Raw genomic sequence first — 14,650 nt, forward strand, 5'->3', positions numbered from 1 at the left:
TTAGGGAGCGGGTTCGCTGACAGGGCGTCGCCCCCGGGCGCAGAATTGCAGTCCCGCGACAACGCAAGCCCGGGTCCACTGGCCCGGGTCGTTTTGTGTCAGTTTCCAAATCGTCACTCGCGGCGCTCACCCTGGGCGCCATTGGCGTGGTCTACGGCGACATCGGCACCAGCGTGCTGTACGCCGTCAAGGAGGTCTTCGGATCCGGCCACGTTCCCTTCACGCACGCGAACGTCTACGGCATCCTGTCCATCCTGTTCTGGACGCTGACCGTCATCGTCTCGCTCAAGTACGTGGTGCTGGTGCTGCGCGCCGACAACAACGGCGAGGGCGGCCTGATCGCCATGCTCGCGCTGGCCTCCACCGCCGTGAAAGACCAGCCGGCCTTGCGCCGCACGCTGCTGGCCATCGGCATCTTCGGCACCGCGCTGTTCTATGGCGACGGCGTGATCACGCCCGCCATCTCCGTGCTCTCGGCGGTGGAAGGTCTGGAGGTGATCTCGCCGCATTTCCGGCACTACGTGGTGCCGATCACGCTGCTCGTGCTGTTCGCGCTGTTCGCGGTGCAGAAACGCGGCACCAGCGGCATCGGTCGCTTCTTCGGACCGATCACGCTCACCTGGTTCCTCACCATCGCCGCGCTGGGCGTGTCGCAGATCGTCGATCACCCGGAGATCCTGGGCGCGCTCAGCCCCCTGCACGCGCTGCGTTTCATGTGGCAGTTTCCGGGCACCACCTTCATCATGCTGGGCGCGGTGGTGCTGTGTGTCACCGGCGCCGAGGCGCTCTACGCCGACCTGGGCCACTTCGGCAAGCGGCCGATCCGCCTGGCCTGGTTCGCCGTCGTGATGCCCTGCCTCACGCTGAACTACTTTGGCCAGGGCGCGCTGCTGCTGGCGCGCCCGGAAGCGGTGAAGAACCCGTTCTTCAACATGGCGCCCGAATGGATGCTGCTGCCGCTGGTGGCGCTGGCCACGATGGCCACTGTGATTGCTTCGCAGGCGCTGATCACCGGCGCCTTCAGCGTGACCAAGCAGGCCATCCAGCTCGGCTACCTGCCGCGCCTGAAGATCCAGCACACCAGCGTGCGCCACACCGGGCAGGTCTACATGCCGTTCGTGAACTGGAGCCTGTTCACCGCCATCGTGCTCGCGGTGGTGATGTTCAAGTCCTCCAGCAACCTGGCGTCGGCCTACGGCATCGCCGTCACGCTGGACATGCTCATCACCACGGTGCTCACCTTCTTCGTGATCCGCTACAGCTGGAAGTACCCGCTGTGGCTGTGCGTGGTCGCCACCGGCTTCTTCTTTCTCGTCGACCTCGCCTTCTTCAGCTCCAACCTGCTCAAGCTGTTCGCCGGCGGCTGGTTCCCGCTGGTCATCGGTGGCGCGGTGTTCACGCTCATGATGACCTGGAAGCGCGGGCGCGAACTGATGGCGGACAAGCAGCACGCCGACGCGATCGAGCTCGGCAGTTTCCTGGACGCGCTGTTCATCGCGCCGCCCGGGCGGGTCGAGGGCACGGCAGTGTTCCTCACGGCCGACATCGGTACCGTGCCCAATGCCATGCTGCACAACCTCAAGCACAACAAGGTGCTGCACGCGCAGAACCTGTTCGTGACGGTGCGCGCCCATGAGGTGCCCTGGATCGGGCTGGACCGGCGGCTGCAGATCGAGCCACTGGGGCACGACTGCTGGCAGGTGGTCGTCAACTACGGTTTCAAGAACGATCTGGACTTGCCGGAAGCGCTTGAGCCCTTGCGTGGTCGAGGCTGCGACGTGAACCCGATGACGACCAGCTACTTCCTCTCGCGCGACGTCGTCGTGCCCACCATCAGCAGCGGCATGGCGCCGTGGCGCGAGAAGCTGTTCGCGCAGATGCACCACAACGCCAGCGCGGCGGCGGAGTTTCTCAACCTGCCGAGCAACGCCGTCATAGAGCTGGGCTCGAAAGTCGAGATCTAGATGCAGATCTTTGCCCCTCGTTCCACCGCTGCGCGGATCGCAAGCCGTGCTTTGTCCAGCGTCACCGCGGAACTGGCTTTGCCAGGCCGCAGGTGACGCCCCCTGGGGGGTGACGCCGCAGGCGGCGCGGGGGGCTCCCTACAATCCCGCGATGTCTTTTTTCCGTGATGTGAACCTCTCGGCCGCCACCGCCGGTTTCGTGGCCGTGCTGGTGGGCTTCACGAGCTCCGTGGCCATCGTCTTCCAGGCCGCACAAGCCTTTGGCGCCACGCCCGCGCAGATCACGTCCTGGATGTGGGCGCTCGGCCTGGGCATGGGGCTTTGCTCGGCCATTCCCTCGCTGGTGCTGCGCCAGCCGGTCATGATCGCCTGGAGCACGCCCGGTGCCGCCGTGCTGGCCACGGCCGGTCTTGCGGGCGGCTTCACCATGGCCGACGCGGTGGGGGCCTTCCTGATCAGCGCCGCGCTCATCGTGATCGTGGGCGCCACCGGCTGGTTCGAGCGGGTGATGAACCGCATCCCGGTGGCGATCGCGGCCGCGCTGCTGGCGGGCGTGCTCGCGCGCTTCGGCCTGCAGGCCTTTGCTGCCGCACAGACCGCGCTGCCGCTGGTGCTGCTGATGCTGCTGGCCTACCTGCTGGGTCGGCGCCTGCTGCCGCGCTACGCGGTGCCGCTCACACTCGCGGTGGCCATCGTCTACGTGGTCGCGCGCGGCCAGTTCAACGGAGGTGCGGTCACCTTCGAACTCGCCATGCCGGTATTTGTCATGCCCGCTTTCAGCCTGGTCGCGTTCACCAGCCTGGCGCTGCCCTTGTTCGTGGTCACCATGGCCTCGCAGAACCTGCCGGGTGTTGCCGCGATCCGCGCGGCCGGCTTCACCGCCATGCCGATCTCCCGGATCATCACGCTCAGCGGTGCGGCCACGCTGGTGCTCGCGCCTTTCGGTGCGTTCGCGCTCAACCTCAGCGCCATCACCGCCGCCATCTGCATGGGCCCCGAGGCGCACGCCGACCCGCAGAAGCGCTACACCGCCGCCGTGGTCTGCGGCGGCATCTATGTGCTGATCGGCCTGTTCGGCGCGGCCATCACCGGCCTGCTCATCGCCTTCCCCAAAGAGCTGGTGCTGGCCATCGCCGGCATTGCGCTGCTCGGCAGCATCGGTGCCGGCCTGCACACCGCGCTGCGCGACGAGACGCACCGCGAGGCCGCGCTCATCACCTTTCTCGTCACGCTCAGCGGCGTGGTCATCGGCGGCATCGGCTCGGCCTTCTGGGGCGTGGTCGCCGGCGCGGTGGCGCTCTTTGTGCAACAGTACGCCCTCAATCCCAGGAAATGATCCGCCAGATGAACATCCTCGTCGTTGCCGACCCACTCGAAGTCTTCAAGACCTACAAGGACACCACCTTCGCCATGATGCGCGAGCTGCAGCGGCGCGGCCACGCGCTGGCGGCCTGCGAGCCGCAGCACCTGCAATGGCAGAGTGGCCAGCCGGTGACGGCTCAACTGCGCCATGTCACGCTCACCGGCGATGCCGATGCCTGGTTCACCGTGGTGCGCGAGGGCCGCGAGCCGCTGCACACCTTCGACGCGGTGCTCATGCGCAAGGACCCGCCCTTCGACAGCGAGTTCTTCTACGCCACGCACCTGCTGGAACAGGCCGAGCGCGAAGGCGCGCGCGTGTTCAACAGCCCGCGCGCACTGCGCGACCACCCGGAAAAACTTGCGCTCATGGAATTCGCGCAGTTTGCGCCGCCCACGCTGGTGACGCGCCAGGCCGCGGCGGTGCGTGCCTTTCACGCGGAGCACCGGGACATCATCCTCAAGCCGCTCGACGGCATGGGCGGCATGGGCATCTTCCGCGTCGGCCCGGACGGCATGAACCTGGGCTCCATCATCGAAACCCTGAACCAGGGCGGTGCCACCAGCGTGATGGTGCAGCGTTACCTGCCCGAGATCGTGCAGGGCGACAAGCGCCTGCTGCTCATCGGCGGCCAGGTCGCGCCCTTCGTGCTCGCGCGCATCCCGCAGGGCAGCGAGGTGCGCGGCAACCTGGCCGCGGGCGGCAAGGGCGTGGCCCAGCCGCTGAGCGACGTGGACCGCGCCGTGGCCGAGGCCATCGCGCCCACGCTGGCCGCGCGCGGCCTGCTGCTGGTCGGGCTGGACATGATCGGCGACAAAGTGACCGAGATCAACGTCACCAGCCCGACCTGCTTCCAGGAGATCCAGCAGCAGACCGGTTTCGACGTGCCGGCGATGTTCGTCGACGCCCTGGAAGCGGCGCTGAAGTGAACGACAAGGCCCCTCCAGTCCAGCCGCGCAACCCGTTGCATGGCCTCACGCTGGAGGCGATCCTGACCGCGCTGGTGGACCACTACGGCTGGGGCGGCCTGGGCGAGCGCATCCCCGTGCGCTGCTTCAACCTCGACCCCAGCATCCCGTCCAGCCTGCGCTTCCTGCGCAAGACGCCCTGGGCGCGCGAAAAGGTCGAGGGCCTGTACCTCTTCATGCTGCGCGACCAACGCCGCGCGGGCCGAAGTTGAGCGGCGAGCGCCGCGCGCTCAGTGCACGCTGCTCTTGGAGAACAGGTTGAGCACCACCACGCCGGCAACGATCAGGCCCATGCCGATCAGGCCGGCCAGGTCGATGCGCTGGTCGTAGACCAGGTAGGCCACCAGCGTGATGAGCACGATGCCCAGGCCCGACCAGATGGCGTAGGCCACCCCCACCGGAATGCTCCTGAGCACCAGCGAGAGGCAGTAGAACGCCACGCCATAGCCCAGCACCACGACCAGTGAAGGCCCGAGGCGCGTGAAGTTCTCGCTGGCCTTCAGGGCGGTGGTGCCGATCACCTCGGCCACGATGGCCAGTCCGAGCATCATCCAGGCGTTCAATCGGTGGTCTCCCTTGTTTGCAAAGTTGTCGAGCAACAGGGACTCTGCCACAGGAGGCCAACCCATGTCCCCCTGTCGTGCACTCGAAGAACGCATTGCAGCCGACCGAAGAGGGGTGACCGGTCAGCGCATGGGCGTCACTGCACCATGGCGCTCATGGCTTGCGCGCGCGCCGGCACCGCGTACGTCAGGGGCGCCAGCGCGGTCTGGATGCGCTCCATCTGTGTGCCGCTGACGAGCTTGCCCAGCATCTGCTGGAAGCGCGGCTCCAGTGCGCCCGAGACGATGTACTGCCAGCGGTAAGCCTTGAGCACGGTGGCGTTCACCTGTTCGGCGCGTGCGCCCTCCTGCGCCATGCCGCAGACCTGCAGGAAGTACCCCGCATCGGCCTTTGCCTGCGCCTGCAGGATGCCGTCAACGCCGACCACCAGAGCGATCAGATCGTCCACTGCCGCGTCGCGCTGTGCGTCGTTCTCCAGCTTCGCGTCTTCGCGTTCCCACTCGAGCTCGTCGATGACCGCGTGCTGCGACTCTTCCCGCCAGTGGAACAGGAAGACATCCTTGAACAGCGGTGACAGGTCCGGGGCGGTGTCGATGCTGGCGCGGTAGTGCGCCTGCGAGAACAGTTCGATGTGGCAGGTGAGCGCCAGCACGGCCCAGGTGCACTTGCCCAGCACGAACGCGGCCACGTCGTTGGGGGACACGTCGAAACGGTAGCCTGCCGGCATGTGGGCGGCCACCAGCAGTTCAATGCGGCGAAACAGCTCCTGGTGCTTGAGCTCCTCGTCCGTGACGCGCACGATCGCCTCCAGCGCGGTCTGGTCGCCCAGCCAGTGGTCGCGGCTCAACTCGAGCATCTTCGCGCCAATGAAGCGCTCCACCAGGCCGAACATGTTGGCGTAGGTGCGGCCCTGCACCTGGCTCAGGAACCGGTGCTCGGAGGGGCTGAGAAAGGGCAGTTCATCGGCCAGCGACAGACCGTCGGGCAGGAAGGGGTGGGCCAGGTCGAAGTTGCGGCCACGAATCACGTCGTGGTCGATGTCCCAGCGCACGCGTTTGGAGACTTCAATGGTCTTGGCGTAGCGCGGGCTGTTCAGTGCGGTGGCGGTGTGGGTTTGCATGGTGTTTCCTTTCGGGGGTTCCGTCGGAGCGACGTGAGCCAAGGATTCCCCTGCGCGCGCCACCGCGCATGGGGCAGTTGTCCCGTTTCCCCCGTCGGTGGGATGTTGCAAGCCGCCAGGCGTGGGACCTGCGGCCCGGAAGCGGCGCATGCGCACGACAATCGGGCATGCCTGCCGTTCCGAGCCCGCCCGCGAACCTGCGTCAGAGCCTGCGCTTCTGCAGCGCGGCCGACGGCACGCGCATCGCGATCGCTTCCATCGGTTCAGGCCCACCGCTGCTGCGGGCCGCGCACTGGCTCAGCCATGTCGAACACGACCTGCACAGCCCGGTCTGGCGCCCCTGGCTCGCCGAACTCGCGCGCGACCACCGCTACATCCGGTACGACCAGCGAGGCTGCGGCCTGTCCGACAGCGCGGTGGCCGATTTCTCGCTCGACGCCTGGGTCGGTGACCTCGAGGCCGTGGTGGACAGCCTGGGCCTGCGCCGCTTTCCGCTGATCGGCATGTCGCAAGGCGGTGCGGTGGCCATTGCCTACGCGGTGCGCCACCCTGACAAGGTGTCGCACCTGATCCTGCCAGGCGCCTATGCGCGCGGCGCGCTGCAACGCGCAGCCAGCGACGCCGAGCGGCTCGAAGCCCAGACGCTGGTCAACCTCATTCGCCTGGGCTGGGGGCGCAACAACGCCGCCTTTCGCCAGGTGTTCACCAACCAGTTCATCCCCGGGGGCACGCCGATGCAGCACCAATGGTGGAACGAGCTGGAACGCCTGACCGCGAGCCCGGAGAACGCGGCGCGCACGCTCGAGGCGTTCCACCGCGTCGACGTGACCGACCTGGCGCGCCAGTTGCGTGTGCCCACGCTGGTGCTGCACGCGCGCGGCGATGCGCGCGTGCCGTTCGACGAAGGGCTGCGGCTCGCCGCACTGATACCGGGGGCGCGCTTCGTGCCGCTGGACAGCGACAACCACGTGCTGCTGGACACCGAACCGGCGTGGGCCACCTTTCTGTCAGAGCTGCGCGGCTTTCTGGGCACGGCACCGGCCGACGCCACCGAAAGCGCCGGCAGCGCGGCGCTGACCCCGGCAGAGCGTGAGGTGTTGCGCCTCGTGGCGCTCGGCCTGGACAATCTCGCGATTGCGCAGCAGTTGCACAAGAGCGAGAAGACGGTGCGCAACCAGGTGTCGAGCATCTTCGACAAGTTGGGCGTGCGCACGCGGGCCGAGGCGATTGTTCACGTGCGCGATCGCCAAGGTTGACGGCGGTGGTGGCGCTCCGCTCCCACCGCATGCCCTGAGGCCGTGTGTATCCTGGCGCACAGTGTTCTCATGGAGTTCACACGTATCCTCGGGTTCTTCGTTTTGCAGAGGTGATGCCATGTCTACAGATTTCACACCCTGGTTCACTGTCGATGCCAATGGCACCCCGGCCCGCGAGGGCGTCTATGAGACGACGGGGCTGGGCATTCCCGGCGAAAGTCACAGCGTGCTGCAGCATGGGTTCCGCTACTGGGGCGGCACGGGTGCATGGGGCGACCTGGGCGCGACGCCTGCCGCCGCCGCCTCGGTCAAGGACCACAATCCGGTGTTTCCATTCACCGTTCGCCACTGGCGGGGCAGAACCGCGCCAGCCCCCTGACCGGCAAGCCCGGAAGCCCTCTGCCGTGTGCGCGGCGGCCGCAGCCGGGACCGTCGCCGTCCTACAGCTGTGCCTCGCGATGGCCTACACGCCGCCCCGTTCTCCTGACCCTAGGATGGGCCATGCACATTCCTGGAGCACATTCATGAACACCATCATCTATATCGTCGGCCTGATCGTCGTGGTCGGCTTCATCCTGAGCTTCTTCGGCTTGGGTTGACGCCGGGGCGCTTCAGAGCTTCTCCGTCTCACCCACCTTGGGCTGCCACTTCATCAGCCGTTTCTCGATCCGGCCCACCGCCGCGTCCAGCGCCAGCGCAAACGCGGTCAGCACCACGATGCCGGCCATCACGGTGTTGATGTCGAAGCTGCCCTCGGCCTGCAGGATGAGGTAGCCCACGCCCTGGCTGGAGCCCAGGTACTCGCCCACCACCGCGCCGACGAAGGCCAGGCCCACCGAGGTGTGCAGCGAGCTGAATACCCAGCTGGTCGCGCTGGGCAGGTAGACGTGGCGCAGCAGTTGCTTCTGGCTCGCGCCCAGCATGCGCGCGTTGGCCAGCACGACCGGGCTCACTTCCTTCACGCCCTGGTAGACGTTGAAGAAGACGATGAAGAACACCAGCGTCACACCCAGCGCCACCTTGCTCGCGATGCCCAGGCCGAACCAGACGGCAAAGATGGGCGCCAGGATGATGCGCGGCATCGAGTTCATGGCCTTGATGTAGGGCTCCAGGATCGCCGAGGCCATGGGGCTGAGCGCCAGCCACAGCCCGCCGCCCAGGCCGCCGATGGCGCCAATGGCGAAGGCCAGCACGGTCTCGGTCAGCGTCACGCCCAGGTGTTTGTAGATGTCGGCGTCGGTGACGAACCAGGTCCAGATGCGCTCGGCCACGCGCACCGGCTCACCGAAGAAGAAGGCGGCTTGGCGGTCGTTGTCGAACATGAAGGGCGGGATCAGCCCGGGCGTGGTCATCGCGTACCAGAACAGGATGAGCGCGACCAGCAAGGCCAGTTGCCACAGGCGCAGCGTCTTCGGCTGCGGTTTGATGAGGTTCCACATGGTGGTCACGCGGCTTTCTTCAGCTGCTGTTCGTAGCCCTTGAGCACTTCCTCGCGCATCACCGCCCAGATGGCGGCGTGCAGCTCGACGAAGCGCTGCGTGGTCTTGATCTCGGCCACGTCGCGCGGGCGCGGGATGTCGATGGCGAACTCGCCGATCGGGTGACTGGCCGGGCCCGCGCTGAGCACCACCACGCGGTCGCTCATGGCGATGGCTTCGTCCAGGTCGTGGGTGATGAACAGCACCGCCTTCTTCTTCGCCGCCCAGAGGTCCAGCACCTCGTTCTCCATCAGCTGGCGGGTCTGGATGTCGAGTGCCGAGAAGGGCTCGTCCATCAGGATGATGTCGGGGTCGAGCACCAGGGTCTGCGCCAGGCTGGCGCGCTTGCGCATGCCGCCGCTCATCTGGTGCGGGTAGCGGTCGCCAAAACCGCCCAGGCCGACGCGGCGCAGCCATTCCTCGGCCTGCGCGCGCGCCTCATCATCGGGTGCGCCGCGAAACGACAGGCCCGCCATCACGTTGCCCAGCGCGGTGCGCCAGGGCATCAGGCTCTCGGTCTGGAACATGTAGCCCGCGCGCCTGTTGATGCCTTGCAGTGCCTCGCCGAACACCTTGACGGTGCCCGTGCTGGGCGCGAGCAGGCCGGCCGCGACGTTGAGCAATGTGCTCTTGCCGCAGCCGGTCGGCCCCACCACGCTGACGAACTCGCCCGCGCCCACGGTCAGCGTCACATCGCGCACGGCGGTGTAGCGCTGACCAGGGTCGTCCTTGCTGATGAAAGTGCAGGACACGCCCTGCAGGTCGATCGCAGGACTCGTCACATCAACCTTTCGGGTACTTGGCGTTGGCCTTCTGCACGAAGGCGTTCGTGTAGACCGCGTTCAGGTCCAGCTTGGCCGCGGCGATCTTGTCGTCCACGCTGGCCAGGGCCCGGAAGGCGGTGTCCGCGCCCTTGGCGGGGAAGCTGCCGTCCCGGGAGAGCGCGCCCTTCGCGGCCATGAAGGCGTCGATGTAGACCGCGCGGTCGCCCAGCAGGTAGCTCTCGGGCACGGCGTTGATGATGTCGCCCGGGCCGGCGGCCTGGATCCACTTGTTGGCGCGCACGATGGCATTGGCCATGGCCTGCGCGGTGTTGGGGTTCTTGTCCAGGAAGGGTTGGGGCGCATACAGGCAGCCGGCGGGCATGGGGCCGCCGAACACCTTTTCTGCCTCGGAGACGATGCGCGTGTCGGTGACGATCTTCAGGTCGCCCGAGCGCGCCAGCAGGGTGATGACGGGGTCGAGGTTGCTGATGGCGTCGATCTGGCCCGAACGCATCGCGGCCACCGCGCCGTTGCCCGCGCCTACGCCGACGATGCTCACGTCGCTGGGCTTGAGACCGGCCTTGGCGAGCACGAAGTTCACCATCACATTGGTCGAGCTGCCGGGGGCGGTCACGCCGACCTTCTTGCCCCTGAGGTCGGCCACGCCCTTGAAGTTCGGCATGGTCTTGGGGTTCACGCCCAGCACGATCTGCGGCGCCAGGCCCTGCAGCGCGAAGGCGCGCATGGGCTGGCCCTTGAACTGCATGTTGATCGTGTGCTCGAACGCGCCCGAGACCACGTCGGCGCTGCCGCCGACCACCGCGGCCAGTGCGCGCGAGCCGCCCGCGAAGTCGACGATGGTGAGGTCCAGCCCCTCGTCCTTGAAATAGCCCAGCTGCTCGGCGATGGTCAGCGGCAGGTAGTACAGCAGATTCTTGCCGCCCACGGCGATGGTGGCCTTGGGCTTTTCCAGGTTTTGCGCGAACGTGAAGCCAGGCAGGGTGGCGGCGGCCAGACCGCCCGCAATGAGGTGTCGTCTCTGCATGTCAAAGTCTCCTTCGTTGGTTTTCGATGGGGGCGTCGGCCCCGGGGGAAGCCCGATGATAGTAACCCCCTGGAGTACCCCGGGGACGCCCTGGGGACTTCGGTTCAGAGCGGCAGGCCGTCCACGAAGACCTTGAGCTCATCGGGCTCGAAGGCGGTCCACTGCTCGTTGCTGGTCAGCGGCGTGGTCACCACCACGGCGGCGCGGTCGCCCGGGTGGTTGAGCTCGGCGAAGTTCACCGTCCAGTCCCGGTCCATCAGCGTGGCCTGGGCAAACGGGTGCTGGCGCACCAGCCAGTGCAGTTTGGTGCTGCAGTGCGCCCACAGCGCCTCGCCGTTCGAGAGCAGGAAGTTGAAGCTGCCGAAGCGGCGCACCTGCGGCACCAGTTCGCGCAGCGTGAGGGTGAGTTCGTGCACGTCGGGCAGGCTGGCGTGCGACTTGGCCAGTTCCTGCATCAGCCAGCAGAAGGCGCGTTCGCTGTCGGTGGTGCCCACTGGGCGAAACAGGCTGTGCAGCGGCGGGTCGTAGTCCTTCAGGTCGCCGTTGTGCGCAAACACCCATTGCCGGCCCCAGAGCTGGCGCACGAAAGGGTGGGCGTTCTCCAGCGCGACCTCGCCGATGGTCGCCTTGCGCACATGGGCAATGATGTTGCGGCTCTTGAGCGGGTAGCCCTGCAGGAACTCGGCCATGGGCGAGTCGGCCGCGCTCTGGTGGTCCACGAACAGGCGCAGCCCCTTGCCCTCGAAGAAGGCGATGCCCCAGCCGTCGGCGTGGTGGTCGGTGCGGCCGCCGCGCTGGCAGAAGCCGGTGAAGCTGAACGACGCGTCGGTGGGCGTGGCGCAGTTGAGACCGAGCAGTTGGCACATGCCGCTTATTGTGCCCCCACGCTCCGCCGCTGCGCGGGTCGCTGCCCCCCGCGGGGGCGCGTTTCGCCTTGGGGCGGCCCGGCGGCGAAACGTGCCATTTGCAGGAGGCGAAGCATCAGCGATCCCGGAGTTTCAGCGCAGCGGTCAAGGCCAGGGCACAGATGGCCGCCAGCATGAGAAAGGTTTCCTCGAACGCCGCCACGCGCGCGGGCACGTTGGCGCTGGCGGCGGTGAGGCTGGCGCCGTGCGCGGCCAGGCGCCATTCGAGCACGATACCGCACAGGCTCACACCGGCGGCGCCGCCGAGCATGCGCAGGAAGTTGATGACGCTGGTGCCCTGCGGAATGTGGCTGCGCTCCAGGCCGCGCATGGCACCGATGTTGAGCGAAGGCAGGATGAAGCCCAGGCCGATGCGGCCCAGGATGGCCCACACCACCAGCAGCGGGATGACCTGCGCCGGGCGGCCCGGGTCGATGGTGACCATCAGCGCGAACGAGGCGCTGAGCAGCACCAGGCCGATGCTGACCAGCCGGTGCGTGGGCTGGTGGTCGGCCAGTCGGCCCACGCCAGCGATCACCACCGCCAGCACCAGGCCCGAGGGCAGCAGGATGGTGCCCACGTGCGAGGCCGACAGCCCCAGGCCGCTCTGCATGTAGACCGGCAGCAGGTAGGTCGAGCCAAACAGCGCAATGCCGTAGATGAAGGCCACGATGCTGCCCATGCCAAAGCGCCGGTCCTTGAACAGCATGAGGTTCATCAGCGGGTCCACGCCCTGGTCCGGGTGGGCCCGGCGTGCCCGCAGCGTGCGCCGCTGCAGCACCACGAACAGCACCAGGATGAAAGCCGCGCCACCCAGCAACGCCGCCGCAGCCAGCGCGGTGCCGCCGTGCAGTTCCACCAGGCCGTTGAGCAGGCACAGCGTGCCCACGGCCGCCAGCAGCAGGCCGCGCCAGTCCAGGCCCGCGCCCTGCGGGTTGGCCGCTTCGCCACCCGGCGAGGTGGTGGGCACGAAGCGCCGCGCCAGCCACAGCGACGTGATGCAGAAAGGCACCACCATGAAGAAGATCGAGCGCCAGCCGAAGCCATCCACCAGGAGACCACCGATGCTGGGCCCCAGCGCGGGCGCAAGCACCACGCCCATGCCGAAGATGCCGCTGGCGCGCCCCTGTTCGTGCGGCTGGAAGGCGCGCAGGATGATGATGGCGGGGATGGGCTGCACCACGCCGGCGGCCAGGCCCTCGGCCACGCGCGCGGCCAGCACCAGTGGGTAGTGGTTGGCCAGGCCGCCGGCCACGCCTCCGATCAGCAGCAACCACATGCAGCCTTCATAGGTGCGCCGGTAGCCGTAGCGCGCCAGCAGCCAGGGCGTGGTCAGCATGGAGACCGTCATGGCCGCCATGAAACCCGAGGTCACCCACTGCGCGCGCTCCTGGCCGAGCGTGAAGTGGTGGCTCATGTCCGGAATGGCGACGTTGATGACCGTCGAGGACATGATGGCCGCCATGGTCCCCACCATCACCGAGAGCAGCAGCAGCCAGCGGTAGCGCTCGCCATAGCGATCGCGCAGGGCGGGCAGGGAAGAGTCGCTGGGTGTGGGAGTCATGGTCGGACGCGGCGGGTAGCGCGGTCAAGCTTAGCGGGTTTGAGCGCGTGGGCGCTGCACAGGCGCGCCATGGGGCTCGGGTATATTGGTCCGGGTCCGCCCTGTCCCCCGCGCTGCCTGTTTCCATGCCACCTGTCCCGAACGCCTCCCTGATCATCCGCGGCCTGTTGCTGCTGATCGTGGCCGCCGGCGTCTATTTCTTCCGGGGCTTCCTGGTGCCGGTGCTGGCCGCGCTCATCATCGGCTTCGCCAGCTGGCCGCTGTACCGCCGCGCGGTGCGGGGCTGCGGCGGCAACACCACGCTGGCGGCCAGCCTGGCGCTGGTGCTGGTGATCGTGGTGCTGATCGTGCCGCTGAGCATCGCGCTGCACTACGCGCTGCAGGAGGCCAGCGCCTTCGTGGACTGGCTGCTCGCCGTCAACCGCCACGGCGCCCCGCCCCCGGCCTGGATCACGGCCCTGCCCTGGGTGGGCGAGACGCTGGCCACCTACTGGCGCGAGCACCTGGGCGAACCACATGCGCTGGGCGACTGGGTGCAGATCCTCAGTGGGCAGCACATCGGCAACATCTACCGTTGGGTGCTCAGCGCCACCGGCGATGTGGCCCACCTGGCGCTCACGCTGCTGTTCATGCTGATCACGCTGTTCTTCGTCTACAAGGATGGCGCTCGCATCGCCGGCCAGCTCGACACCATTGGCGAGCGCCTGCTGCCGCTGCAGTGGCAGCGCTTCTCGCGCGTGGTGCCGGCCACCGTCAGCGCCACCGTCACCGGCCTGGGGCTGATCGCCGTGGGCGAGGGCGTGGTGCTGGGCGTGGCCTACTGGATCGCGGGCGTGCCCTCGCCCGTGCTGCTGGGCGTGGCCACCGGCTTCATGGCGCTGATTCCCGGTGGCGCTCCGCTGTCCTTCACCCTGGTCTCGCTCTACCTGGTGGGCTCCGGCCATTTCTGGGCCGGCCTGGGCCTGTTCGCCTGGGGGTCCATCGAGCTCTTCATCGTCGACAAGACCCTGCGCCCCCGCCTGGTGGGCGGGCCGGTGAAGCTGCCCTTCCTGCCGACCTTCTTCGGCCTGGTGGGCGGCGTGACCACCATGGGCATCGTCGGCCTGTTTGTCGGGCCGGTGCTGATGGCGCTGCTGGTGGCGATCTGGCGCGAGTGGGTGCACAGCATGAGCCCGCCCGCGGCGCTGCCCCCGCCCGAAGAAGACGAAGCGCGCTAGCGCGGCACCGCCGCCGCGGCCACACAGGCTGCGCAGATGCAGGCCTGCCCGCGCGCCGCATCCGGAATGCGCTCGAACAGCGCCGGGTCGAACGTCTCGCTCATGCACCAGCAGGGCGGTTGTGTCTGGCCGGTGGCGCGCTCGATCTCCATCGCGCAGCGGTTGTCGCCACCGCACAGGGGGCAGCGGGTGGGGTCCGGCACGGTGGCTTGCGGGGTGCTCATGGCGGCAGTGTAGGGCCTGTTCACACTATTTTTCCCAGTGCGAATGGGGTGGAAACAGCGCCAATCGAGGCGCGCGACGACGGCCAGACTGGGTGTCTGGCCTGGGAGTGCAACGAAGAGTGGCGCTGTTTCCACCCCATCCCCTTCGGGTTGCGGCCAAAAGGGCCATGCGCGGCGTTGCGAAGCCTTGCCGGGGGGCAACCCCGGCTGCGTTTCGCGCC

15 protein-coding genes are annotated in these 14,650 nt (G+C 67.9%); 7 read left to right on the forward strand and 8 right to left on the reverse strand.

Features of this window, described 5'->3' with window-relative positions; translation table 11 throughout:
* Nucleotides 1-95 precede the first annotated feature (95 nt).
* The 4 genes from AB7P10_RS16540 (at nt 96) to AB7P10_RS16555 (ending at nt 4,504) form a co-directional block, all read left to right on the forward strand.
* Nucleotides 96-1,964: a potassium transporter Kup gene (locus tag AB7P10_RS16540; protein WP_428294948.1), complete on the forward strand. Its 1,869-nt coding sequence runs from the start codon at nt 96-98 to the stop codon at nt 1,962-1,964.
* A 151-nt stretch (nt 1,965-2,115) separates the two neighbouring features.
* Nucleotides 2,116-3,300: a benzoate/H(+) symporter BenE family transporter gene (locus AB7P10_RS16545; RefSeq protein ID WP_428294949.1), complete on the forward strand. Its 1,185-nt coding sequence runs from the start codon at nt 2,116-2,118 to the stop codon at nt 3,298-3,300.
* 8 nt (nt 3,301-3,308) lie between these two features.
* Nucleotides 3,309-4,253, forward strand: coding sequence for a glutathione synthase (gshB, locus tag AB7P10_RS16550; RefSeq protein ID WP_428294950.1), 945 nt, complete (start codon nt 3,309-3,311; stop codon nt 4,251-4,253).
* The gene (locus AB7P10_RS16555) at nt 4,250-4,504 is read left to right on the forward strand and encodes a VF530 family DNA-binding protein (protein WP_428294951.1); all 255 of its coding nucleotides are present in this window, start codon (nt 4,250-4,252) and stop codon (nt 4,502-4,504) included. Before gshB ends, AB7P10_RS16555 begins: the two co-directional genes overlap by 4 nt.
* A gap of 18 nt (nt 4,505-4,522) precedes the next feature.
* On the opposite strand, the gene AB7P10_RS16560 is transcribed toward AB7P10_RS16555, so the two are convergent.
* Nucleotides 4,523-4,855, reverse strand: a complete 333-nt coding sequence (locus AB7P10_RS16560) for a DMT family transporter (protein ID WP_428294952.1) — start codon at nt 4,853-4,855, stop codon at nt 4,523-4,525.
* Between the two features lie 137 nt (nt 4,856-4,992).
* Nucleotides 4,993-5,976 (reverse strand): hypothetical protein, encoded by a 984-nt coding sequence (locus AB7P10_RS16565; protein WP_428294953.1) that lies wholly within the window; start codon nt 5,974-5,976, stop codon nt 4,993-4,995.
* A gap of 167 nt (nt 5,977-6,143) precedes the next feature.
* Between AB7P10_RS16565 and AB7P10_RS16570 the strand changes: the two genes are divergently transcribed.
* Both AB7P10_RS16570 and AB7P10_RS16575 read left to right on the forward strand, forming a co-directional pair.
* Nucleotides 6,144-7,232, forward strand: coding sequence for an alpha/beta fold hydrolase (locus AB7P10_RS16570; RefSeq protein WP_428294954.1), 1,089 nt, complete (start codon nt 6,144-6,146; stop codon nt 7,230-7,232).
* Nucleotides 7,233-7,350: 118 nt separating this feature from the next.
* Nucleotides 7,351-7,611, forward strand: a complete 261-nt coding sequence (locus AB7P10_RS16575; protein ID WP_428294955.1) for a hypothetical protein — start codon at nt 7,351-7,353, stop codon at nt 7,609-7,611.
* A 232-nt stretch (nt 7,612-7,843) separates the two neighbouring features.
* Here AB7P10_RS16575 and AB7P10_RS16580 read toward each other — a convergent pair whose 3' ends face one another.
* From AB7P10_RS16580 to AB7P10_RS16600, 5 genes are all read right to left on the reverse strand, one after another.
* Nucleotides 7,844-8,584, reverse strand: coding sequence for an ABC transporter permease (locus AB7P10_RS16580; RefSeq protein ID WP_428294964.1), 741 nt, complete (start codon nt 8,582-8,584; stop codon nt 7,844-7,846).
* A 92-nt stretch (nt 8,585-8,676) separates the two neighbouring features.
* The gene (locus AB7P10_RS16585) at nt 8,677-9,492 is read right to left on the reverse strand and encodes an ABC transporter ATP-binding protein (RefSeq protein WP_428294956.1); all 816 of its coding nucleotides are present in this window, start codon (nt 9,490-9,492) and stop codon (nt 8,677-8,679) included.
* A 1-nt stretch (nt 9,493) separates the two neighbouring features.
* Entirely contained in the window at nt 9,494-10,519 is a 1,026-nt protein-coding gene (locus tag AB7P10_RS16590) for an ABC transporter substrate-binding protein (RefSeq protein ID WP_428294957.1), read from the reverse strand.
* A 104-nt stretch (nt 10,520-10,623) separates the two neighbouring features.
* On the reverse strand, nt 10,624-11,385 hold the full coding sequence (locus AB7P10_RS16595; RefSeq protein WP_428294958.1) for a class II glutamine amidotransferase: 762 nt from the start codon (nt 11,383-11,385) through the stop codon (nt 10,624-10,626).
* Nucleotides 11,386-11,500: 115 nt separating this feature from the next.
* A complete protein-coding gene (locus AB7P10_RS16600; protein WP_428294959.1) occupies nt 11,501-12,988 on the reverse strand; it encodes an MFS transporter in 1,488 nt (495 codons plus the stop codon).
* A 125-nt stretch (nt 12,989-13,113) separates the two neighbouring features.
* Between AB7P10_RS16600 and AB7P10_RS16605 the strand changes: the two genes are divergently transcribed.
* Nucleotides 13,114-14,205 (forward strand): AI-2E family transporter, encoded by a 1,092-nt coding sequence (locus tag AB7P10_RS16605; protein WP_428294960.1) that lies wholly within the window; start codon nt 13,114-13,116, stop codon nt 14,203-14,205.
* On the opposite strand, the gene AB7P10_RS16610 is transcribed toward AB7P10_RS16605, so the two are convergent.
* A complete protein-coding gene (locus tag AB7P10_RS16610) occupies nt 14,202-14,429 on the reverse strand; it encodes a cysteine-rich CWC family protein (protein ID WP_428294961.1) in 228 nt (75 codons plus the stop codon). The two genes, AB7P10_RS16605 and AB7P10_RS16610, sit on opposite strands and share 4 nt — an antisense overlap.
* Nucleotides 14,430-14,650 lie beyond the last annotated feature (221 nt).

This window comes from Hydrogenophaga sp. (assembly GCF_050182545.1).
Taxonomy (GTDB): Bacteria; Pseudomonadota; Gammaproteobacteria; order Burkholderiales; family Burkholderiaceae_C; genus Hydrogenophaga.

Coding starts and splice junctions, on each gene's coding strand:
- AB7P10_RS16580 (WP_428294964.1), bottom strand. CDS start 8,584: ATGACCACGCCCGGGCTGATCCCGCCCTTCATGTTCGACAACGACCGC.
- gshB (WP_428294950.1), top strand. CDS start 3,309: ATGAACATCCTCGTCGTTGCCGACCCACTCGAAGTCTTCAAGACCTAC.
- AB7P10_RS16605 (WP_428294960.1), top strand. CDS start 13,114: ATGCCACCTGTCCCGAACGCCTCCCTGATCATCCGCGGCCTGTTGCTG.
- AB7P10_RS16570 (WP_428294954.1), top strand. CDS start 6,144: ATGCCTGCCGTTCCGAGCCCGCCCGCGAACCTGCGTCAGAGCCTGCGC.
- AB7P10_RS16575 (WP_428294955.1), top strand. CDS start 7,351: ATGTCTACAGATTTCACACCCTGGTTCACTGTCGATGCCAATGGCACC.
- AB7P10_RS16565 (WP_428294953.1), bottom strand. CDS start 5,976: ATGCAAACCCACACCGCCACCGCACTGAACAGCCCGCGCTACGCCAAG.
- AB7P10_RS16590 (WP_428294957.1), bottom strand. CDS start 10,519: ATGCAGAGACGACACCTCATTGCGGGCGGTCTGGCCGCCGCCACCCTG.
- AB7P10_RS16610 (WP_428294961.1), bottom strand. CDS start 14,429: ATGAGCACCCCGCAAGCCACCGTGCCGGACCCCACCCGCTGCCCCCTG.
- AB7P10_RS16600 (WP_428294959.1), bottom strand. CDS start 12,988: ATGACTCCCACACCCAGCGACTCTTCCCTGCCCGCCCTGCGCGATCGC.
- AB7P10_RS16545 (WP_428294949.1), top strand. CDS start 2,116: ATGTCTTTTTTCCGTGATGTGAACCTCTCGGCCGCCACCGCCGGTTTC.
- AB7P10_RS16595 (WP_428294958.1), bottom strand. CDS start 11,385: ATGTGCCAACTGCTCGGTCTCAACTGCGCCACGCCCACCGACGCGTCG.